We start from the raw sequence: 24,086 nt of genomic DNA, 5'->3' as shown, positions 1-24,086 counted from the left end.
GAACTCTTCCGCTCTGAATTTTCTTTTTCAAAGAATCTTCAGGGTCTGTGTATTAATCGATCTTTGATTTTCAAGGTTCTAATGTGCTCATTTTCAAGAACTGATGTTCCGATTCTCTCGAGCGCTCAGTTATAATAACAATTCACGGCAAAGATGTCAAACACTTTTTCAGATTTTTTTGAATGTTTCCGTGCACGTACAATTTCAGTATAATTTCAAGATGTACAAATACTTATTTTATACCGTTTATACACATCATCAGATACTGTAACTTTTCTTTAAATGTCCGTCAAAGAACTGAATCATCAGTGCCTTTGTACTGTCCTGAAAGAATTCACGTGTGCCATGTCCCGCATGCGGAATCAGATAATAGCTTACCCTGTCTTCCATTCCTGCCTCTACTATCTTTTTGTAAAGTATCTCACTTGAAACCTCTGCAGGCACAATAGGATCATTATCTCCATGAAGTATCATCATAGGTACCATCTTTTCATTTACATAATTAGTAACCGATGCCTTCTCTGCGCGTGCTCGAATCGTTTCGGGATCACCACCTATAAGTGCTCCTCCATGAGTTTCCTCTAATCTGTGCCATCTGAAATTCGGGTCAGAAAACTTTTTCATTTCCATATCCATATTGGCGCCGATATCTACAGGTCCGAACATATCGATGGCAACCTGTACATCGGATGAATATTCACTGTATTCTTCTGTATCATATCCCGGAAGATTCATGGCGGCAAATGCTGCAAGATGTCCTCCGGCAGATCGTCCGAATATACCTATATTGTCCGGATCAATATCATATTTCTCAGCATTGGCACGTATAAACCGAATTGCAGTCTTCACATCCTGAATCTGGCATGGCCACTTCCCAAGTGAAGAATTTCTGTAGTCTACACTTACAACCGCATACCCTGCATTGACAAACTCGCTCATCTCTCCAAGCATGAGATTCTTGTCGGCGCCACGCCATCCGCCACCTGGAATAAAGAACAGTGCCGGCTTTGGTGTATGGTCAGCCTTCGGGTCATCTGCTCCTGCTGCAAGACGCATTTCGGCATTACCATTCTGCACCATAACAGACAGTTTAAGATCTAAAGCATTACCCTCCAGATCACTGACATGGGAATATACTATATTATCAAATAGGTTTATGGTCTTTTTTTTAACTCCGGGATAAAAATAACTCTTCATTTTTTCTTCTACTCTCTTATAAATATCTGTAAAAGTGCCTGGTCTTCATTGAAAAGCGGACACATATTTTAGGGGGAATGCCAGCCCTTAATACATTGGGAAAAACTTTCCCTGATTGTCAGGGCTGACCATATACGATAAATGATATATAGGGAAACGCTTTAATCAGCGTTTCCCTGGCCGGATTTTCTATGCGAAACATCTACTTCCATTGAAAATCCATGCCTCCGATGCCGGAGGCTCTATGGAAACACGGATATAATCAGTGTTTTCATAGTTCTATGCCAGATCTATAATCTGCAAAACTCCATGTCGGATATCACCATATCATCTCTTACTTTTTACTTCTATGCTGTAAGCATCCATATAATCTTCTTAAGGTCAGGAATATATAGGGAAGAACATGGTGGCGCTGACTATAAGTGATACCACTTCAATGATAAATAACGGTAGCGTGAACTTCAGTGTCTGACCAACATTAAAATTGCCTGTACCAAAAGCTATCATACTTCCGGCGCAGCCTGTAGGAAGCACAAATGCCATCCATGATGAGGCTGCTGTCACAAGAACAACGGTCTGAACATTGAAACCTCCGGCAAGTGCTGTTGAGGCTGCTATAGGAATCATGAGTGCCATGGTGCCCATGTTTGAAAGGAAGTTTGTCATTACCGAAGTAACTATGCAGAATACCGCGATTACAAACATTGGTGCAGGATGTCCGCCGAGAATCTTGAGAACTGTCTGTCCAATAAGCTCACCCACTCCTGTATTTCCAAGGATGGTTGATACCGCTGACATTCCGGCGATGAGGAATATCATATCGCTGCAGATTGTTTTCTGAACATCTTCAAGGCTAATAACTCCTGTCAACATAAGAGCAAGCACACCTGCTACAGGTATCACATTCTGAACCTCTTTTGATATCACATTGGACAGGAAGAATGCTCCCATGATAACTGCAAATACTACAAATACAACCGTTTCATGCTTTTTTGAAAGAACCTTTACTTCCTTAATACTAACTTCTTCCCTTTTTATGTCCGAGTCAGGTATAAGTTTGACACATGCAACGCAGTATATAAGTCCGAGTATTCCGGGAATAAGTGCCACTTTAAAATAATCAGCTATTCCAATGGCATATTCAGGCGCAACACCCTCGAAAAAGGCATTAATGGTACCCGGCATGGTTGCACCCATAGCTACAGGAATCTTTGAAGTCCACAGTGTGTTGATAGTACAAACTGCCATCAAAGCCTTTGCCGGAGTCACCTTGGCATCATCCTGTAAAGTCTGAACGAAAAGAAGCATGATGGATATGCATGCTACCTGCCCCATGAACTGTGAAAGCCCCAAAGTTACAAGTGCCAATGTCAGGAGTACCAGCATTTCGCCTTTACCCTGCATCCTGTACATAACGTTCTTAAGCCGTTGAACAACCGATGTCTTTGATAGCTGTGTGGCAACAACTATCATTGCCGCAACCATGATTGCTGTAGAACTGGAAAAACCCGAAAATGCTGTTTTGATATCCGAAACTCCTGTAAGAACAAATGCCGTACAACAAATCATCGCTGTAAGACCATATGGCAGTTTATGTGTCAGAAGCATTACCACCATAAAGGCAAGTATGCATAAAGTAATAACTATTTGCGTGTTCATTATCTCCTCCAGATAGACGTTTAGTTTTTTAATGCATCACTTAAAGTTCCGAACTTTTGATATTAGTATTCTACTTTATGTACTTTCTTGAAAACAGTAGCCTGAGCCTATATAATCTATAAGCAAAAACTATACATCTTTCACTATTACAGAACAATGGATATCAAAGAACTTATATATATCACCACCATAGCAAAAGAAAAGAATCTGTCTAAAGCCGGAAAAGCTTTGGGTGTTTCTCAGCCTACTTTAAGCGCATTTCTTTCCGGTTTGGAGGATCGTCTGGAAACCGATCTTTTCTATAGAGAAAAGAAGGAGCTTATCCCAAGCCCTGCCGGAAAAATCTATCTTGAAGCTGCCGAAAAGATCATTGCACTTAAAGAGCATACATATCTTTCTATACATCGTCTCAATACCACAGAATCAAAGGTACTTCGTATTGCAGCTTCACCTCATAGAGGTTCCTCCATGTTTGGAACAGTTTACACTGCCTTTTCCAAACGTTTTCCTGATATTCGTTTGGAACTTAAGGAAGCTTATATGAGTTCTATCCTGAATCTCGTTGCTGATGGCAGTGTTGACTTCGGTCTGGGAGCCTTTGCAGACTCAGAAAGTGACCGTTTTGACTATATCACAACCTCTCTCGAAGAAGTTGTGATCGCAGCTCCGGCTTACTATCGTGAACTTCTGAATGTTCCTGAAGAGCTTCCGCTAAATAATCCTGATTCCCGCTCCATGATAAATTCCATTCCAACTGTGCCCATATCAAGCTTCAAAGATTCAGCATTTGTCAGACTCAGTAAAGGTAATGCCATACGCATTGTCTCAGACAGCATCCTTGCATCTGCCGGCATCAATCCGCTTAATGCCTACGAAACCGGCAATAACCTCATCATCGAAAATATGGTGAAACAGGGAGTTGGCGTAGGATTTCTTCCGGCCACCAGAGTCAGCGTACCCCAAAAGGATATAGCATTTTTTCGTACAGACACCCGATACTATGTGAATCTGGGAATCATTATGAAAAAAGGCGCCGAGATGTCAGAAGCGATCCGTTACTTTGCATTTCTTGCATATCAGGCCGACAGAAAAACAAGAACTTATCATACTCCGACAGGAAGCGAACCTATATCTTCCATAATAAAGGAATTTGCTGAATAATACTTTTGGATTCGAAGCATCGATTTCATTTGGAAATCCATATCACCAGTCGAATCATCATGATAATGTATACCATTTTTCACTATACCCACAGGAGCCTGTTCCAGTATGAATACCAAACTGCTTGAATGTATCATAACCGTATCTCAGGAGCGATCTCAGTCAAGAGCTGCTGCGAAGCTTAATATATCTCAGTCAGCCCTTTCACAACAGATAAAGAAAGTAGAAAGTGATATAGGAACAGCTCTCTTCTATAAGGAAAAAAATGAACTGTTTCTCACCGACGCCGGAAAGATCTATATTAACGGTGCTCAGGGCGCACTTAATATTTACAAAAACGCGCTTAGAGATATTCAAAAGGTCAGAACCAGAAAAAATAAAGAGATTACCTTTGTCTACACAAAGGGATTACTCAAGGATCTTGCGGGAGTTCTGACCGAATTCAGAAAGATGCATCCTGACATATACATAAACACGCTTTATGGAACAGCTGCATCCGCGAAGGATTACCTGTCGAACGGAATTGCAGACTTTGCAATAACCGCCACAAGCGATCTTTCCAATACTTTACTGGGATATATTCCTCTAAGAACCACTGAACTTCAGCTTGCATTGCCATACGGGCACCCGATGATCAATCGTTTTCGAAAAGAAGGGGTATGTTTTGAATGTCTTGCCGAAGACATTTTCATACTGCCTCCAAATGAGACATTGTCTCGACAACTCAGTTCAAGAATCTTTCAGCAGAACAGATTTATCCCTCGATCTATTCGCGAAGTCAGTGAGATTGAATCCGCCATCGAACTGATGATAAGCGGAAACGGTATATGTTTTGTGCCAAAATTCCATGAAGCACGCGATCGCTATATTGCCTTTTCACTGGTACCCGGCGCGAATTATCATATAGTAATTGCATATATGAAGAGTAAAATCTTTAGTCCTGCGTTGAAGGATCTTCTCATGATACTGATGAAAACATATGACAGTTATACCGATGAAAGTGTGCGCCGATAGTCTTTCTGTGTGATTCTGTATGAAAATATAAAATTTCAATAAATATATTGTTTGCCATTGTATTGTTTGCAATATTCATTATATAATAGGTAAGGCCTGACAGAGATAATAAGATTTTTTAACATAGTACAAAGGAGAATAATATGAAGAACTACGCAAAAACATTATTGGCTACAGCAGCCATTGTCGGAACGATGACTGTTACTTCATTTGCCGGAGTAAGACATTTTGACTCATATAACAGTAACTACCGGAATCATCACAACAGATATACGAACTGTTACCAGCAGTATGATTGCAACGGTTACTACAGTCATCCGGAATACAGTTACAGAAATAACGGAAGATATCATGATACACCTTGCCATAATTCTTTCTACTCAGGCTCTCAATCCGGAAGATCATATAGAGGCTGTTACTGATATACTGAATAATAAGTATCTGACATGTAAAGAGTTGTTCAATAGTAAGCCTATCTTGTATTCATGGCAACACAGATGTATAAGATACTTAATATATGCTGTTACAGATGTAAGTCAAATATGTTTCAATTTGAGATGGACGTAAAAAATACTTTGTAGAAAAGATGAGCGTGTATACATCATTTTATCCTGATGTATACACGCTCATTACTTTTTAGAGTTATCTGGTATATCGCATTTTGTTCAAACGGTTTCCTTCGATCACTGACTATAAGAATATGAGTGACTTACTTCGAAAACATTATCCCTTGATATATGCTGCGGCTTCAGTAGCTGCAATATAGCCGGAATCAATGCAGAGTCCGTAGCAGTAGCCCGGAACATCATAATACGGGCTGTAGTAGAGGCTTCCGTTATCAGTTCCGACAACATAAAGTCCTTCCATAGGCTGATTTTCCGGATCGAGTGCACGGAGACAGTCATCGGTTCTTACACCACCAAATGTTGACCATGCTGAAGGCTCACACTGAACAGCATAGAAAGGTCCCTTCTCTATCTTTGAGAGATACCATGGTGATGTGCCGAACTGCTCATCAACTCCCTTATCACAGAACTCATTGTATTTCTCAACTGTTTCCTTCAGATTTGTAAGTCCGAACTTTTCGCCGAGTTCATCGATAGTATCTGCCTTGGCAAGCCAGCCTTCCTCAAGACCTTCTTCGATGTCTTCAGGAAGCTTGTCGAGGATTCTCTCCTTGAAGTAGTTTCCGATAAACCAGTTCTTTTCGTTTGCCCCCTTCTTTGTGGTGTACTCATAGAGACCCTCTGTCTGCATCGCATCAACATAGGCCTGATCAACTATTCCGTACCATGGCGCATTAAGAATGATCTGTTCCGAACCATAGCTCATAGGATAGTCGCAGAGAAGTCCTTCATTGATGAAACGCTTACCCTCTCCATCAACAAGAAGATTTCCGTAAAGACCAAACTTGAAGCAAAGATTCTGATCATACTTGTCCTGTTTTGCCGGTCTGGTTGCCTTACTGTTTGTTCCGCCGTATTCACATGGGCAATATCCGAATGTCTTGCTGAGAACAGCACCTGCATCGGAGGTCATAAGGATACCGTCTCCTGTACATAAGCTGTTTCCGCCTGCTGCGGCATTGAGCTTTCTCGTCTTAAGGAACTTCTCCTGAAGATCTCTGTTTCCAAGGTATCCGCCTGCTGCAACTATAACAGCCTTGGCATTGACCGTAACCCTGGTACCGTCAGCCTTCACTGCATGGAAGCCCCTGGCAGCTCTGCCCTCCATGATAAGGTCTGTTGCCTGTGTATTGTAAAGAACTTCAACTCCCGCATCCTTCAATGCCTTCTCCCACAGTTCAACTCTCTCGTCAAGAGGATTGGTTATAAGATGGAATCCTCCCTTCTCACCAATGAAAGGTGTCTCAAAACGGAAGTTGGCCTCCTTCATCTCGTATCCGATCTCCACAAGATTCTCTACAGCATTCTTTGACTCTTCGAGACATCTTCTCATAAGAGCCGGATTAGGTGTCCAGTGTGAATACTCCATGACATGCTGGAATACTTCATCTACTGTAAGTGTGGTTCCGCCTTCCTTGGCATGAAGAACTGAAGTATCTACAGCGAAAGGTCCGGAAACCTTGATTCCGTTTACGCCTGCAACAGAGCCTGCCTTTTCTGTAGTCAGAACCTTAAGCCCTGCCTTACCGGCTGTAATTGATGCCATAAAACCTGCCGCACCACAACCTATAACCGCAAGGTCCACATCATAGGTCTCATCTGCACCAGGAGTTACTGAAAGTGTCTTTGAAAGCCACTCGGACTTGTCTCCACCAGCCTGAGCTACGCAATCTGCAATAGCTTCTTTTACAGCGCGGGATGAGTTGGTTGCACCTGTAACAGCATCAACTCCGCCTGCCTGATTCTCAATAATGGCAGGAATAAGAGTATCCTCAACCTGCTTGAAGAGAACCGGTGTCTCTCCCTGCTCCAATACCTTAACTTCTGTAAGAGCACTATCACTAAATGTACACTGTACTTTTACATTGCTGATGTTTCCATAGGCACTTGCCTCATAGGTGCCTGCCTTGTAAATCCCCTTAACAGTTTCTGATGCAGCTTTTGTTGCTGCTTCTGTGGCAGCGGCAGTCGTTGCAGCCTCGGTCGCAGCTGCCGTAGTCGCTGCTTCTGTAGCTGCTTCTGTTGTTGTTGAAGGAACACTCTGTGAAGTACATGCTCCTAACAATCCTGTTGCTGCAAGTGCAGCACTGCCTTTCAGGAATTCACGACGCGTAATCTTTTGCATTTTCCACACCCCTCCTAATTGGTTCCGGAATAAATTTAAGCCCTTTTTATTCTAAACTCTATGGGCTAACCTTATGTTCAAAGCCTTATTGGAATTACATTCCATCCCGATATTCATCCAATGCAGCTTTGAAATTTTTTTCTCCATTTCGCTCGTTAGAGAAATAACTATATAAAATGATACCGCCCGAAAATCGTTTGGTCAATATGTTGATTGTAAGATGCTTTCATGCTGATTTGATTGTATATATTTTCAGCAATTGTTGACTATTTTTTAATATACACTGTTTCCTCATACAATTATTCTCAAACCCTTATCCATTGCCGTGTGAATGCCATACAAAAAAACAGAACCATGCTTTAGCATGATCCTGCCTTTTATTATTTAAATCTTGTGTTTACTTAATCCGTTTATCACTTCTGATATCGTAGTACAGTTCCGTCAGATCTTCTTACATCGTAGCCCTCTGTTGGTATAATATTTTCATTATCAGATTCAATGACGAAACGTCCGGAGGAAACGTTATCCCTGAAAGCATTTGCCGAAACATCAGTAATCTCATGAGGTAATATGACTTCATTCAAACGATTACCTCTAAATGCATCTGCAGGTATTTCAGTGAGTCCGTCTTCATAACCTTCCATCCATCCAAGTACATTTAGTTCCGAGATCATGTTATTCTCAAATGCTGAAACTCCGATTTCTTCCTGACGCGGTGAGGTTGTAAGCTTCTCAATGAAGTTATCCTTGAAGGCCTTGTCTCCAATATGGGAAGTATAGGTTCCAAGTATTAGTTCATTTATTGAATTATTTTCAAACGCTCCGGTTCTTATCTGATGTGTAAGCTCCGGAAGTTCTACTCTTGAAAGGTCATTATTCTTGAACGCATACTCATTTATATAAACAAGCTTAGCTTTATTTATATCTTCAAGATTCCATCCGAATTCAGTGAGACCGCAGTTCATAAATGCTCCGGTTCCTATGGACTCTATGGATGGTGTAAGTTCCACAGAGTAAACCGGAATATCATAGAATGCAAAGTCACCTATCTCAGTGATTTTTCCTGCGCCGTCAATGGAGTTTGGAATGGTTACAATACTTGAAAGACCTGTATATCTCTTAATGATTCCATCCTCTGCGCAATAATCCCCCTCCGGATCCTCGTAAACCGTTGCACTATAGCTGTTTTCACCGTTAACCTTTACGGAAATCTCCGTACCCGCTTTACCCGGATCTACAGCTATTTCAAAGAATCCGTCAGCATTGGCAGTTCCTTTGTACCCGTTTTCACCAACCCTGATCTCAATCTTACTGTTTGGAACCGCAAAACCAACCATGAATTCATCAGACTCGAGTACAGGTGTACGTAGTCTGGATTCATAAGCATGATAGTAAAACTCAACTACATTAACCTTCTTAAGCTTTATTTCCTTATCAGCATCTTCACTTGTATAGGACTTTCCGGAAGATAAAACATCCGGAGCCTTCACCTTGATGGTTTCACCCATTCTGTAGAACTTATCAGCAGATACTGTCCGGTTGATTTCAGTGTTGCCCTCACCATAATAGTGAACTTCTTTAAGAACCTCTTCGTGATCTCTTGCATTTAGTGCTTTTACAGTTACAACCGTAGGATTAATCAAATACTGATGATCCTTATTCTGAAGCTCTGTGTTTTCATCTGTATAAACTCTTGGATAAGTGAAATCTCTGTTGTTCATCTCGCCAAAAGCACCATCGGCTATTTCCGTAAGCTCAGGGGCTTCGATCTCAACATCATACATTGATGTGAAGGCTCCTGCTGCTATAGTTTTCACACCCGGGAATTTTCCGATAAACTTACCGTCTTTACCTGTTGCTGCCGCTGCAAATGTATCAGCCTCTATCTCCTCGATTCCTTCAGGATATATAACCGTAAAGGACTGATCCTTGAGATTGATCTTCCACTGCTGCGAAAAAGCTCCGCTTCCAATCTTTGTAACCTTTTCAGGAACTTCTACCTTCGTAAGCATATTGTTCTTGAATGAATCTTTTCCGATTTCTGTAAGTGTGTCCGGAAGTATGAGAGTTCTTATCTTTTCCTCATCCTCCTTTCCGGTTCCGTTAAAGGCATCGTCACCAATCTTAAGAACAGTTACACCATTTATCTTTGATGGAACATTAACCTTCTGATCATTACCGTTATACCTTATGATGGTTTGTGTCTCCTCATCAAATTCATACTCTTCTTCTGATGGTTTAACATTAACCTCATCTTCCATAAAGCCTTCTGCTTCAGGATTCTTTTCAGAGCCTTCCTCATAGAGCCATGAAGCCTTTATGCCATATGCTCCGGGAGTCGAAAGTGTTGATGTTTCCGTAAAGTCACCATCATATACAAAACTGTGCTTAATAGCCTTTTCCGAAGCTTTTTCATCGTAAAGGACACCCATACTATCAGCAATTGAAATATCATCCTCATAGGTTGCAACGATATAGACCGGCTTGTCTGTTCTCAGATTATACTCACTGAAATCTATGGTATTCCATTCATTCGGTGTAAGATTCCTGTACTCTCTGAATGGAACAAGTTCCACAAGACGTCCTGTGTTGTTATAAGAGAGAACACCGATTTCAATATGATTTCCATTGAAGTACTGATTATGTACTGCGAATATATCTGCGCTCTTAAGCATTCCTCCCTTAAAAGGAGTCTGAAACTTCACAGCTGCGCCCCTCACACCACTGGTAAAGAAAATGGTTTTGTAATATCCCTCTGAATCCTTTTCCGGCTTTATGCCATAATCAGCTGTAGCAGAAAGCATTGCCCCAAGAGGACTAAGTTTAACCGTATCAAGTGTATTCTCGCCTTCCTTCAGTACCACCTCTTTCTGCAGAGAAATGTAACCATCCTTAAAGAATCTGAGTATATGCTTTCCGGCAAATGCTTCCGGCATCTCGTATGTACCATCCTCCGCTGAAGTCATAAGCTCGTATCTGTCATCGTCATCCATACGAATGCTTACGCCTTGAAGCACTTCACCTTCGCTGTCAGTTACTGTTCCCTTAATGGATGCTTTCTTTGCTTCAGAAAGAACAAGCTGATCCTTAACTACATTGTCACCTGCATTTACGGTTACCTTCTTCTCAATAGTTTCAAATCCATAGCAGGAAATAACCAATGTATATTCTTTGGACTCTCCGCCCTTACCGGATGTTAAACTCAGTGCAAAGGAGCCGTCTATCTCTGATGCCTTGGTATATGCTCCGGTTTCTTTAACAGTAATGGTAGCGGTAAGAGGTACATGTCCCTCACTGTAAAGCCCGACTCCAAGTTCATTGAGTTCTCTTGTAGAGAACTGCTCTATGGTTCTGTCTTCTTCATCGGGAAGTTCTGTAGCCTCATCATACTTACGACCAAATCCATCTATTTTTTTGCCGGTTTCTGTTGAATCATCGTCCCTGGTTGTTTCCTTTGCTTCTCTGATCTCTTCCTTTGAAAGCACACCATCATGATCTGAGTCGATTAGTTCGTAGAAGAGATCTTCGAAGGAACCTTTTACGGTTTTAGTCTTTCTTTCCTCTTCATCCTCATCATATGTTTCATCTTCTACAGTTTCATCAGATATTTCCTCGTCATCTGCTTCATCGTCTGAATCGTCAGAAATGAGATCTGAAAGTTTAACTGTTATGGTTGAAGCACTGGCAACCTTCTCTTTTTCACGTGAGTCATTTGAATCATCGTCTTTAGAGGCAATGTCATTACTCTTTTCTTTATCTTTGTTTACTGTTTCTTCATCATCCTTTGGAATCTCGGATGCTGTTGCTTTCTTCTTGTCTCCGTATCTTTCGATAGCAAGTTTTTCGAACTCAACATTTCGATTACCGACATATACATTATCCAGATACCATCCAAGATTGTATCCGTCTATCCATACAGTTTTTGAAGTTTCCGCATGGAATCTTACAGACACTTTCTTACCAACATAATCATCAAGAGATTTCTTTATCTGATGCCATGTGAAGATATGGTCATTATCCATGACTCTCTCCGATGACACAAGTTCTGTCCAGCCTTCTGCACCATCAGGTCTTATCTCTACATAAAACTCTGTTCCTGCTCCGGTCATACCCATGGCACTGTAAGAATCAAAATAAAGATAATCACCCTTCTTTACCGTGAATTCAGGAATGAGAAGGTAACTGTCAAGTCCGTTTGATGCTTTACCAGAAAGGTTTGTACCAAATACATGAGTCTTATTCTTCGCAAGTCCCTGCCATGCTTTTCTGTAGAGAAGTGTCATTTTATTGATTTCATCATCTGACGGAAATTCAGGTATTCCCCACTCCCAGTCATCAGCGGCATCTTCTGTCACAACTCCATGTGTAAAGCCTGACTCATCTTTTTCAAGGTCATAGCTTACGGAATTTTCATAAGTATTGAACTCTATGGTTAATTCCTTTGAAGATTCACTCTTGTTACCGCTCTTGTCTATGGCAAAGACACGATAAATATAATTCTTTCCATCCTCGGCAGTATCATCGTAGAACTCGACACGATAGTGTGAATTGGGTCGATTCTTGTCCTCTCCCTTATTAATGAACCGGAAGGAATCAAGGTCCTGCTCAATCTCTTTTATCTTCTTGAAGCTGCTGCCCTCCGCATCTGTCTTTCTCTCGATTACGTAGTGATCAAGGTCGGACTCTTCATTGGCAACAAAATGTATCTTAAGTCCTGTATTGTCAATGGTTCCTCTCAGATCCTGAACCTGTCCCGGAGCCACATCTTCACCCTTTGTAATCTCAAGGTTATCAAGATACCAGCCCACTCCATCATCAGAATCATGTCCAAAGAAATAAAATCTGATCTGAAGAGGTCTTCCATCCTTGTTTATCTTCTCATCATCCGGTGCATCCTTGTCATCCACATACTTATCGAGAGGTATAGTTACATGTTCCCACTTACGATCCTTGATATCAGGTCTAAGGATAACATCATAGATATCCTCCCAGTCATCCTCTCTTCCGGTGAATGAAGCCTGAACCTTTGTGGTGGATATTCCGGTGAAACCATTGTACATATCAACAGAAAGCGTAGGTATGGTCTTTGGATCATTCTTATCTATCTGCACCGCTGTAAGATCCACAGGAGGAAGATAGAGACTGCTGTCTATGCGGCGCTCAAAATATGGATATCCTGCATCGATACCTATATAGGTAGTATTTTCAGAATCATCCTTTGATTTCGGGAACTCAGGTTCAGAAGCAGATTCTCTGTGTGAAATGCCCCAGCATCCATCCATGATGAATCCTTTAAGTCCTGTGTCTGCCTTTTCAAAATCCTCTGACCAGGGAAAGCTGACACCCTTTTGGATATTTATGTCCGCGTCTGCCGACACCTTGTTTTCTGCATAATCAACTACATCTACTCTGATATGAAGTTTTCCGACATTTAATTCTTCCGAAGGAATCGTAAATGAATATGTACCATCCTTCTGTGTTCCCTTCTTCACAGACATAAGAACCGTTTTTGCGTCAGCCTCATCAGAAAACCAGTAGGTAAGCTCCGCTGAACGAATTGATACATCGTCGGAGATTTCTGCATTAACAAGCACATCTCGTCCAATGTAGGCTTCCTCTCTGATATCAAGCTTTAGTTTTGGTTCTTCCTTATCATCTCCAACCTGAAGCACTGTACCTAGAACTCTGGCCTGTTCATCACCGGCTATCTTTGACACCGCGTCGTAAACATTGATGAGACCGGCACCGTAGGCATAGTTTGGAGACTCGGGATATTGGGCATCCGTAAGAGGCTCCGCAGTTTCCATAAGAAGGTCACGGATCTCGTCAAGCTCGTCATACTCTTCTTCTTTTCCATACTTCCTGGCTGCTGCACGTATAAGAGCCACAGCACCTGTAACGTGGGGTGCAGCCATGGAAGTACCGTTCCATGACACATATCTGCCCTTTGAATTAACAGAACGAACCTGAACTCCCGGGGCGGAAATCTCAGGCTTAGTCATGGAACTGTTAAAAGCTGATGGACCCTTGTTTGAAAAGTTTCCTATCTTTTTATTCTGGTCCACCGCAGCCACAGCAATAACATCGGAATAGTTTGCCGGATTTGAAATAGTTCCTTCTCCCGGAACTTCTCCGGAAGTATTACCTGCTGCAAATACGGGTATGATTCCCCGTGACTTCCAGGCTTTTGTTATCTCCTTGAACCATTCATCTGTATCAGCAGATCCTCCCCAGGAGTTGTTTACAACATCAGGTTTCATCTGATACATCCACTCAGCTGCTGCAATAAGGTCTGAAACTTCTCCTCCATCAACACCCATGGCACGAGCAGTGATGAACTTTGCTCCCGGAGCAACACCTATACGGTTTGTATGCTCCCCTTCTTCACCTACTATGGTTCCTGCAACATGAGTCCCGTGATCATCAGAGGATGTTTTCTGAGGAGTATCTGTTCCGTCTACAAAATCTCTGTAGGCACAACCCTCCCAGATATCTTTTGTATCAGGATCATCCTGCTTGTCAGTATTGGCTTTCCCTGTCGCAGGATCATAATCCAAAAACTTCTTCTTTAATGCCGGTAGTTCATAGTTTGCGCCTCCATCGATGATTCCTACTACCGTACCTTTACCGTTAATTCCAAAATCTTCCCATACCTTATCGGCATGAATCATGCTTACTCCCCATTCGATGTCCCTTTCATCAGGAACAAAAATATGTGTCTGTTGGGTTCTCAGCATCATGTCTTTGGAGTCATCTTCGACAGGTTCAAGATTATCAACATGACCGTTACCTGTAATTCTGCACACCTCAGGAAGAGCCATCACCTTCATAATGAGGCTTTTATCTTTGGTTTTTAAATGTATAGCATTGGTAATAAAGAATGACTCCCACTCAACCACCGATCCATCGTCATCCCTGACAGCTTTCTCGATGATCTTCTTTGCATTTTTCTGTGATATCTCAGCACACTTTTCCAACGATATTGTATCATCTGAAGGATTCTCAAACTTAATGAGCACATCATAGGGACTCTTCATGTCCATGAGAAGCTCTTCGGCTTTCTCTATCATCTCTGTATTTTCCTCACCGGATTCCCAGGTTTCGTTGAGGATATCTTTATGTTTTGCAGCATACACCGTTACAGGTGATGCACAAGAAAGTATCTCCGCAGCTGCCAGTACAATGGCGGTTCCCCTGGCTGCGGTTCTGTTTAATCTATTTAGTTTCATAACTACCCGCTTTTCATTAACCCTTTATATAATATTGACGCATTCTTAACATTCACTGAATATCTTTCAATATGATTGAGACGGCTTCAATGCTATATCAATATCAACGGTCTTATATCCCGGAATATATACTGTCACTGTATATACAGGATATTTATCTCCATCCTTTACAATTTTGTTGCCAAGTCTTTCCTTGTATGAGTAAAGACTGAAGTTTAACCACTTTTCCTTTGAAGAATAGCTTTCGACCACTCCGGAGTATTCACTGAGATAAACCGGAACTCCGGACTTAATGTCTTCTCCCTGTTTATGGAAAACACCTACTGCGTGCTTTAATACATCATTGGAAATACTCTTATCCTTAACTTTGATATAAACACTTCCTGTACCTGAGAAAACAGGGTACTTTTCATCCTGAAGCTCATATTTTGTGCCGTATTCATTAACATACGCTGTTTCAACAGGAGCATCCTCACCTGAATAATCCGGTATCACGATACTAAAGTCACTGTTCTTAAACTTAGGTTTTTTTATAGTGAAGTCAGCTTTGCCATCTTTCAGATACTTTTCAATGATTTCATACGGAATAACTATCTGTTCACTGTAATACCCGGATATCACTGACCAGCCACTTATCTTTTCCTCACCTGCATATATCTCTGTATCATCCAGACTCTCTCCGTACTCAAGGTTTTCAATCTTAATATAAACCGGTGTATTCGGTATAATGGTCTCAACAATCTTTACCTTTGCAATTCTATCCTTCTTGTACTTTATGGAAGTTTTTGCGCTTTCTTCATCTTCTTTAGCTTCCACAAGTACAGTAAATGTCATATCTTCATCAAGAGAATCTGTTCCAAGGATGCTTGAAGAAATGAGAATAATCTTCTTTTCTGCAACATCTATCTTATAGTCCGTTCCCTTAACAAGAATCTTTTCATTGTTTTCACCATCTATAAGCTTTACGTATAAATCATCAATTGAAGCTTTATCAAAGGAGAAATTTTTAAGTCCTAACTCTTGATCTTCCGCAGCATAGCATCCATCATACCTGTTTACATACAATGATGGATCCGGCATGGTATATATCCTGACAGATACAGGGAATACTGCTTCACAATAGATCGTAAATCCTATGCTTCCCAAAACAGACTTTATATAGTCCTTAGGAATTCTGAACTCATATACCCCTTCTTCGTCGGTCTTCGTCAATGAGAATTTATCCTTAAGATCTTCATTACCGCTTCTAAAGGATATATTCTTAATGTCTTCCTCCGGCACATTAACGAAGCTCACAGTTGTCACAAAATCTTTCTTTTTAGATATTCCGTTGTAGATCACCGTGCCTGACTTCTTATCCTTAAAAGTAATGTTTCTGTCTGTGGATATATATATTCTTGCCTGGAACTTCTTTACACCACTGACTTTTATCGTAAGCCAGAAATTTTCTGTCATACCATTAGGCATGAAATCCTTAACGGGCAAGGTTAACTCTCCACTTGTTTCATCATATGAAAGAGCATTTAGTTTCTCAGAAAAACCGACTGCTCCTGTGATCTCCACATCACTTCCGTCACCATCATAATTCTCGAGATTAATGGTGAGATCATCACCGTAAGCGTATTGATATTGATCATATGAAGAACCGGTAACAGCCGGCTCTCTGTCAAGACTTATCTTTATTTCTTTCTGATCAGCTACAGTATCTTTTTTCTTAAATCTAATGGTAAGTGTCGGTGTTCCTACACTATCAAAAGAATCAAAAGAAATCTGTCTTCTTACTTCATAAGGGAAATCATTAAAACTGTTATCACAGCGTACTGTGATCTCTCCTCCCTCAACCAGTCCTTCCTTGATACGTGTGAAACCGTCATACCACTTTGCATCAATTGTTATATCTGTACCGTCATTGGTTTTATAGATTACAGTCTTTGGAAAATACTGCTTGTAGCTGTCTAAATCAGAATCTATATAATCAAGTTCTAATACTTCAGGCTGAACATATCCTGTGATGGTCCAGTCATCAGGATGTTTGTTTTCATAAGCAGTTGTCGACTCTTCTGTACCTGATTCTTCCTGTGTAGGATCTTCATTAGGAGCTTCCGTAGTTTCAACAGGATCTGATATCTCTTCCTGAACATTTCCTTTCAGGATATTTATCTTCTCTTCTATATCAAGCTTCTCAAACTGTTCCTGAATGTTTTTATATCTGTCTGCGACTTTTAATGTTTCAGGTTTTGCAACCAATGTTTTCCCGATCTCTGCGGTTCCTTCTATCTTCCAGCCTGTTGCAACCGCTGTGGTTCTTTTTCCGTTTGACAGATAAACCGTGACACCACTGTTTTTGAGTTTATTCTCTACAATGTTTAAAGTGCTGTCCTCTGATCCCTGATATGGAATGTTAAGGGTCTTCATAGCCTTAAATCCTGTCACCTTCACATCGCTATCTTTTGCAGTTTTTTTATCAGAATCCTTTTCGGTTTCCTTTGAAGGTATAGTCTCAGGTTGTGTTTTAGGATCCGACTCTGTTTTTTCATCGGATTTCTGATTTGGTTTGTCTTTTGGTTCTGTCTTTGTCTCCGGCCTGGATGCATTTTCATCATCTGCGTTATTGCCTGCATTACCGTTGTCTTTAATGGGTTTTGTATCCTGATCGGAATAAGATTTATTATCCTTTTTATCTTCATCTTTTACCGAAGAATCCGAGGACTGTCTTCTTCTGCTTCCCGAGCTTCCTGATCCGCCGGAACCACCTCCGGATGTCCTTGAAGTCACAAGATTGACTCTTGATTCACCAAGTACATTAGCCGTACTTAATCCCTTACCTGATACGAAGTGTGCCGTTCCGTCACTCTCTGACCACTGCCCGTTTGCATTTACATAGAATCCGTCAGGAGTATATGTTCCGAACAACATTTTTCCTGCGGCATCGAAATAATAGCAGTATCCATCGATCCACTGCCACCCTGTAATCATTTTCCCCTTTGTACCGTCACTTAAGTTGTTGAGAAAATACCAGTTTCCGTCTGATTTAAGCCACCCTGTACGCAGCTTGCCGTTAACCGGGTCAAGATAATACCTGTTTCCGTCAACTTCAGTAACCCATCCGGTTTTCTTCTGTCCAAAAGCATCCATATAGAACCAGTCCGTTCCGTCGAACTGAAAACCAATATCTTTCTGCAGCGCCATTGAATTATTCTCTGCTGCATAAGCCTTTGTGACTGATGAAAAGGGTGCACTAACCAGAGACAATGTCAGCACCGCTGCCATCACCTTATACATTTGCTTTTTCATCTGTACTCCTTATCCCCTTCGGACATCAACCATTTTAGAATTTGCCATATGCACAGGCTGATGATCCATGCCAGCAATATAACTGACATAAATGTTTATATGGTTAGTGCGCACTAACACTCGGATTTTATCAAAAGAAAAAGAGGTTAGCAACTGCTAACCTCTTAAATTTAAACTTTTATATATGTTGTTTAATTATTCTTGTTTTGTCTGTTAATACTTAACAGTATCATCAATAAGATAAAGCATAATTTAAAGACACAGTACAGAACCGCGCCGACGGGTTCCTTGCTGCACCTGGCATCAGACAATCGTACAACCGATCTGCTCAAGTCTCTCCCATACAAATGTCTGTGTCATTGAGCCTGTCTCTTCAAGCTCCTGAAGAAGCTTCTCTTCCTTCTGCTTTGTCTTGATGGTGTTCTCATAAACCTCTCTTGCATACTCCGGCTTGATGAAAACAATTCCATCCTGATCACCTACAACGATGTCTCCCGGATTCACGAGCTGACCACCGCAAACGATAGGAACATTAACCTCTCCCGGACCGTTAAAGAAAGGTCCGTTAGGACTTACTCCCTTAGCAAATACAGGGAAATCAAGCTCTGAAAGTACCATACTGTCACGAAGTGCACCGTCACAAATGATTCCTGCTGCTCCCGCCTTCATGGCATACTTTGTTGTAACTTCGCCGATAACCGCACGATCCTCAAATCCACCGGCATCGATTACGATAACGTCACCCGGCTTTACATACTTAAGTGCTGCTCTGAACATAAGGTTATCACCATGAGGAAGCTTGATGGTAAATGCTGTTCCTACCACAGTCTTTCCTGTAAATGATGAGATCTTATGGAAAACAGCCTGTGTCCTTGACATGTTGTCGTCAAGATCGGCAACCTGCAGTCCCTCAAAAAGATTTACCAGTTCTCTGTCCGGTCTCTCGAAATCCGTTATTATCTGACATCCAATTGACATATATATCTCCTTACTACCTATAGTATATACTCTGTAACTTATAGCTTTCTGACCCAAAGCCGCCACGGAATAATACTTACTTTTTGTTCAAATGCAGAATATCGAAATCTTCTGTATATCTCTGACCTGATATTCGTCGCGACATACTATAAATCCGAACCATACATTTGAAAAATACAGGATTTTTATATATTATTAGTTTTATTAATATATATGCCTTTTTATCATTTTTATTATAGTATTCATCTATAGTTTCATACATTACGCTGAAGAAAAGAGAAAATATGATAACAATAAAACAAATGACCTATTTCCTGTCTGTATGTCGGACAGAAAACCTGAGTAAATCCGCAAAGGAACTGTTTGTTTCCCAACCGACACTTTCCGTTGCAATAAAGGAACTGGAACAGGAGACATCAACACATCTCTTTATGAGAAAGGGAACTCATATAACATTAACAGAAGCCGGGAGAAAACTTCGGGAGGAAATAAAAAGAATCATGGAACAATACAACAAGATGAACTCCATGATTGAATCCGGAATACTCAGCACCGACTACCTGCGACTTGGATACTCAACCATCATAGGAAGCGAATCTGTTCCGATCATATATAGAAAATTCACAGAGAGATATCCATCCATTCACCTTGAAATTTCCGAGGGAGCGGGATGGAATCTTCTGCAAAAACTGGATGAAGATGAGCTGGATGCAGTTCTTACCGTAGAAAACTATTCTCAGGAAAAGCTATGGAAAAAGCGCTTTGAAACCAAGCAGATCAAACCTTCAATACTTGAATACTGTGTTAGCGAAAAGAGTTCTCTTGCGTCTAAGGAAACTATCACTCTTGAAGAGATTTCAAAGCATCCACTGATTCTGTTTGATCATGTATTTCCTCTTTCCGGTACCATAGAAAACATATTCAGTGACAGAGGATATAACTTAGACGTAGTTCTCAGAAGTTCTCAGATTTTCATGGTATCACGTTTTATAGAAGAAGGTTTGGGAGGAGGTTTTCTTCCTGCATCCGCCTGTCGCGAAAATGTAAAGCTGGTTCCTTTGGAGTGCCCCGAATTGAATCAGTCTGCCGGAATGGAAGCAAGAGTGTACTGGAAAAAACATTCTGCACCGGACAAACCTCTGGCACTATTTCTTGAGTTACTGGATTCAACAAATTTTGATAGTTAAATGTTACTTAATACTGGTAAAGCTAAGATGCCTTTTATCAAAAAGTAAAACAAAGGGGAACTGATTAGCTCAGTATTTCCTTAGAGCCTCCGATGTTGTGGCACGGCTTTTTCCAAAGAAATGCTACCCGTAAACGATAAACCAAACACTAAAAAAGGTAACCACTCCGGTTCATAACTGAGAGTAGTTACCTTTTAGTTAATAAGCTGATTATTTATTCAAATTATATTTTACGCTGCCGTCTTCTCTTCATTTGCTGCATTTTTCTTTGTCACGCTGTCACCATAGATAGTGGTCCAATCATTTTTCATTGATACCGGAACCCAACCATTCTCTGCACAAAGATCATACATCTTCTGAGCCTTTTCAAGATTGCCGTTTTCACGCTGAAGATCATCACAGCAAAGCATAAATGCGAGACTTTCATAAGGATTATCGGAGATGACATACTCTGCCATGCTGGAATCTCCTGTACTGTTTCCAAATGAGAGAACAGGCTGTTCACCTATTTCCTTTGCGATTGCAGTGACCTTATTCATCTTGAGATTCTTTATGATAAAATCTCCGCCGGTAACCACCTTATCATCTGTTTTATAGTTGTAGTTAAGACCATCCTCATCATCCTGTCCCGTAGCCACAAGAGATTCATCTGAACCGATAACATGGCTCATAGGCATGTGAGCAAGCGGCGAGTTTTCATCATTAATAATACTTCTTACGATAAATCTGTCAGTTCCGCTGACGATGTATACTGTGAAATCATTAACCTCAAGATAGTTTATGATCTGAAGCATAGGAAGATACCATCCGAAACCTCTTGTCATACCATCGTAGCTAAGCATTGGTGTTCTCATAAAGTCATGAACATAAGTCTCAAACTCATCTATCGTCATACCCTTAAACGAAGATGCAATGCTCTTGCCATGGTCGGTTTCAAGTCCTTTGAATGACTCACCTGTTTCATTCTGCTTTACGATCTTATCTGCAGTCTGCTTTTCAAACTTGCTGGCTTTGTCCTTATAGTTTTCATCTTCAAGTACCCTGTGTACAAGTAGCATATAATCAAAATAATTGGGATCTGTTTCGCAAAACAATGTTCCATCAAAATCAAAAACAGCGATTCTTTTCTCTACCGGAATATATTTTGAACCACTCTCGTCTGTGATATCTTCCATAAAAGCGATGAGTTTCTGCTTTGTCTCTGAATCATCCTTCCAGTAGCTGAGGATCTCTGCACCTGCTGCACGGGCTTTATCTCTTGATGATAATGTCTCTGTCGCAGCTTCAGTCTCCGGTATCTCAGCTTCCGTTTCCGCAACCGTTTCAATAACCGCAGTCTCTGCTGAACATTCTTTGTTCGCAGCTTCTTCCAGTCTGCTGTTCACCATTGTAAACATTGCCGCCCCGAGAGCCACAACAATTGCGATAAGTACTATCGCCACATACTTCCATAAGTCTGATGTTTTCTTTTCCTGATTCAATATTCTTTTCCCCTTTTTTATTTATAGTAAGCAGCCGGAAGACAATTCCGGCACTCACTTCTTTTCATACTACGGCCAAACACTAATGCGTCATTTGCTTTCAAAATTAAAAGAACCTTAGAGAAACGCTGATTAAAGCGTTTCCCTGGCCGGATTTTCGATGTAAAGCATCAATTTCCTTTGAAAATCCGTGCCCCGACGCCGGAGGCTCTGAGGAAACACTGATATAATCAGTGTTTTCTTAGATCTCGTGTACTGTCAGATACAGATTCATTTACACCCAAACACTCACCCCAGCTCTTTCAGCATCTGAACCGGATTGTCTGCCGCCTTTACTTTTCCAAAAGCCTTTATAATCACGCCTTCTTCATCGATGAGATATGTGGAACGCACTATACCCATGTAGGTCTTTCCATAGTTCTTCTTTTCCTGCCATACACCATAATCCTGAATAGTCTTAACCTCAGGATCCGAAAGAAGTGTAAACGGCAGTCCGTACTTCTCTTCAAACTTCTTATGAGAAGCAACTGTATCCTTGCTTACTCCAAGAACAACAGCTCCCTTCTCTCTGAACTGCGGATATAACTCTCCGAAGGCACAGGCCTGTTTTGTACATCCTGATGTCATATCCTTTGGATAAAAATACAGAATAACTTTCTGTCCCCTGTAGTCTGACAATGAATGCATCTCTCCATTCTGATCCGGTAATGTAAACTCCGGTGCCTTTGTTCCTACTTCAAGCATAGTTTATCTCCCTTCTTATTGAAAATTTCAGTTAATTGATATTATGGTTAATGATGGCTTATCTATAGTCTCACAGAACCGTTTATAATCTCACGAATCCCCAGGATTCTGATACCTGGAATGTAACGAATACATATCTCTGTCAATAATTATACAATACAAGCCTTCAAACCGATGTAGTATGTTATACTGAATTTCCTGTATAGTTTAGATTATATCAATTTACAGATCTATCCTGAGAAACACCATCAGCATTTCCTCGGGAATTTTCAACCTGATAATACCTATGTCGACATTTTCAAGACATAGTTTAGAAAAACGACGGAGACCATTATGAATCTTGATTTTATAAATATTTCAGATATAAAAGATAGCAAAGTTGCAGTTTTTTCTCAATATAATGAAGGTCAGCTTCTTCATTATAACGAGCCGGATACAGGCATTTTCATCGCAGAAAGTCCAAAGGTAATATTTCGCGCACTCGACGCAGGATATGAACCGGGTTCACTTTTAGTGGAAGACAAGACCATAACCGGTCGTGAGACCAAAGAACTTTGGGAACGTTTGAAAGCATTGGAGATAAGACCATCTTCTGCCGAAGAATCCAACATGGAATTTGCAGGAACTAAAAATCAAAAAAATAATTCCCAAGACCCGGAACCCCTTCCTGTATATGTAGGAAGCTCTGAACTTTTATCTCAGATCACAGGCTTTAAACTTACCCGTGGTGTATTATGTGCCATGAGAAGGAAGGAGCTTCCCGACGTGCACGAGCTTTGCAAAAACTGTCGACGTATAGCGGTTCTTGAAAATGTTGTAAACCCGACAAATGTTGGTGCGATATTCCGTTCTGCTGCTGCCCTTAATATTGACGCAGTGCTGCTCACCGGAGGATGCAGCGACCCACTCTACAGAAGGTCTGCAAGAGTAAGTATGGGAACAGTTTTCCAGATTCCATGGACATATGTTGATTCATGGCCATCGGAAGGGATGAGTCTTCTTAAGGATATGGGATTCAAGACTGCAGCCATGGCACTCCGTGACAGATCCGTAAACATTACCCATCAACCGCTTCTTGATGAAGAGAAACTCGCTATCATACTTGGAACCGAGGGCGAGGGACTTATGAATGAAACTATTGAATCCTCCGACTACGTGGTAAAGATTCCAATGTCCCATGGTGTTGATTCTCTTAATGTTGCCGCAGCCAGTGCCGTTATTTTCTGGCAGTTGGGACTTAACGCTTAAACTGTAACAACTTTTCCCCGGTTTTCACCTTTTAACATCATACTCACTTTTGATAACATTTTGGATAGCAAAAAAGCATCGGATACGGAGCTAAAACTCCATATCCGATGCTTAATTTTAATTTAAAACATCACTTTTACAAA

At 41.0% G+C, this 24,086-nt stretch carries 13 protein-coding genes; 5 read left to right on the top strand and 8 right to left on the bottom strand.

The annotated features are described in order from the left end of the window. Positions 1-258 precede the first annotated feature (258 nt). Both BM294_RS12700 and BM294_RS12695 read right to left on the bottom strand, forming a co-directional pair. Entirely contained in the window at positions 259-1,197 is a 939-nt protein-coding gene (locus BM294_RS12700; protein ID WP_091208984.1) for an alpha/beta hydrolase, read from the bottom strand. 381 nt (positions 1,198-1,578) lie between these two features. Then, complete coding sequence (locus BM294_RS12695) at positions 1,579-2,856, bottom strand: SLC13 family permease (RefSeq protein ID WP_091208982.1); 1,278 nt, start codon at positions 2,854-2,856, stop codon at positions 1,579-1,581. Between the two features lie 156 nt (positions 2,857-3,012). Here BM294_RS12695 and BM294_RS12690 point away from each other — a divergent pair, with 156 nt between their 5' ends. The 3 genes from BM294_RS12690 (at position 3,013) to BM294_RS12680 (ending at position 5,453) form a co-directional block, all read left to right on the top strand. Further along, positions 3,013-4,017 (top strand): LysR family transcriptional regulator, encoded by a 1,005-nt coding sequence (locus BM294_RS12690; RefSeq protein WP_091208979.1) that lies wholly within the window; start codon positions 3,013-3,015, stop codon positions 4,015-4,017. 108 nt (positions 4,018-4,125) lie between these two features. After that, complete coding sequence (locus BM294_RS12685; protein WP_091208977.1) at positions 4,126-5,031, top strand: LysR family transcriptional regulator; 906 nt, start codon at positions 4,126-4,128, stop codon at positions 5,029-5,031. A gap of 143 nt (positions 5,032-5,174) precedes the next feature. Continuing rightward, the gene (locus BM294_RS12680; RefSeq protein ID WP_091208974.1) at positions 5,175-5,453 is read left to right on the top strand and encodes a hypothetical protein; all 279 of its coding nucleotides are present in this window, start codon (positions 5,175-5,177) and stop codon (positions 5,451-5,453) included. Positions 5,454-5,754: 301 nt separating this feature from the next. Here BM294_RS12680 and BM294_RS12675 read toward each other — a convergent pair whose 3' ends face one another. From BM294_RS12675 to BM294_RS12660, 4 genes are all read right to left on the bottom strand, one after another. Next, positions 5,755-7,782 carry an FAD-binding protein gene (locus BM294_RS12675; RefSeq protein WP_091208972.1) on the bottom strand — a complete coding sequence of 676 codons (2,028 nt, stop codon included), beginning with the start codon at positions 7,780-7,782 and terminating at the stop codon, positions 5,755-5,757. Positions 7,783-8,195: 413 nt separating this feature from the next. Next, positions 8,196-15,011 carry a S8 family serine peptidase gene (locus tag BM294_RS12670; RefSeq protein WP_091208969.1) on the bottom strand — a complete coding sequence of 2,272 codons (6,816 nt, stop codon included), beginning with the start codon at positions 15,009-15,011 and terminating at the stop codon, positions 8,196-8,198. Positions 15,012-15,077: 66 nt separating this feature from the next. Next, complete coding sequence (locus tag BM294_RS12665; RefSeq protein WP_091208966.1) at positions 15,078-18,305, bottom strand: N-acetylmuramoyl-L-alanine amidase family protein; 3,228 nt, start codon at positions 18,303-18,305, stop codon at positions 15,078-15,080. 303 nt (positions 18,306-18,608) lie between these two features. After that, positions 18,609-19,283, bottom strand: coding sequence for an RraA family protein (locus tag BM294_RS12660; RefSeq protein WP_091208963.1), 675 nt, complete (start codon positions 19,281-19,283; stop codon positions 18,609-18,611). A gap of 284 nt (positions 19,284-19,567) precedes the next feature. Between BM294_RS12660 and BM294_RS12655 the strand changes: the two genes are divergently transcribed. Then, a complete protein-coding gene (locus tag BM294_RS12655; RefSeq protein ID WP_091208961.1) occupies positions 19,568-20,470 on the top strand; it encodes a LysR family transcriptional regulator in 903 nt (300 codons plus the stop codon). 230 nt (positions 20,471-20,700) lie between these two features. Here the strand turns inward: BM294_RS12655 and BM294_RS12650 are convergent, their stop codons facing one another. Together BM294_RS12650 and bcp are read right to left on the bottom strand one after the other, a co-directional pair. After that, a complete protein-coding gene (locus BM294_RS12650) occupies positions 20,701-21,951 on the bottom strand; it encodes an HAD family hydrolase (RefSeq protein WP_091208959.1) in 1,251 nt (416 codons plus the stop codon). A gap of 288 nt (positions 21,952-22,239) precedes the next feature. Next, positions 22,240-22,695, bottom strand: coding sequence for a thioredoxin-dependent thiol peroxidase (bcp, locus tag BM294_RS12645; RefSeq protein WP_091208956.1), 456 nt, complete (start codon positions 22,693-22,695; stop codon positions 22,240-22,242). A 333-nt stretch (positions 22,696-23,028) separates the two neighbouring features. Here bcp and BM294_RS12640 point away from each other — a divergent pair, with 333 nt between their 5' ends. Beyond that, positions 23,029-23,943: a TrmH family RNA methyltransferase gene (locus BM294_RS12640; protein WP_091208953.1), complete on the top strand. Its 915-nt coding sequence runs from the start codon at positions 23,029-23,031 to the stop codon at positions 23,941-23,943. Positions 23,944-24,086: the final 143 nt, after the last annotated feature.

It is taken from the genome of Oribacterium sp. WCC10, assembly GCF_900113415.1.
In the GTDB taxonomy this organism is placed as follows: domain Bacteria; phylum Bacillota; class Clostridia; order Lachnospirales; family Lachnospiraceae; genus Oribacterium.
Note: the sequence above shows the minus strand (reverse complement) of the source record. Positions and strands in the feature narration are given on the sequence as shown.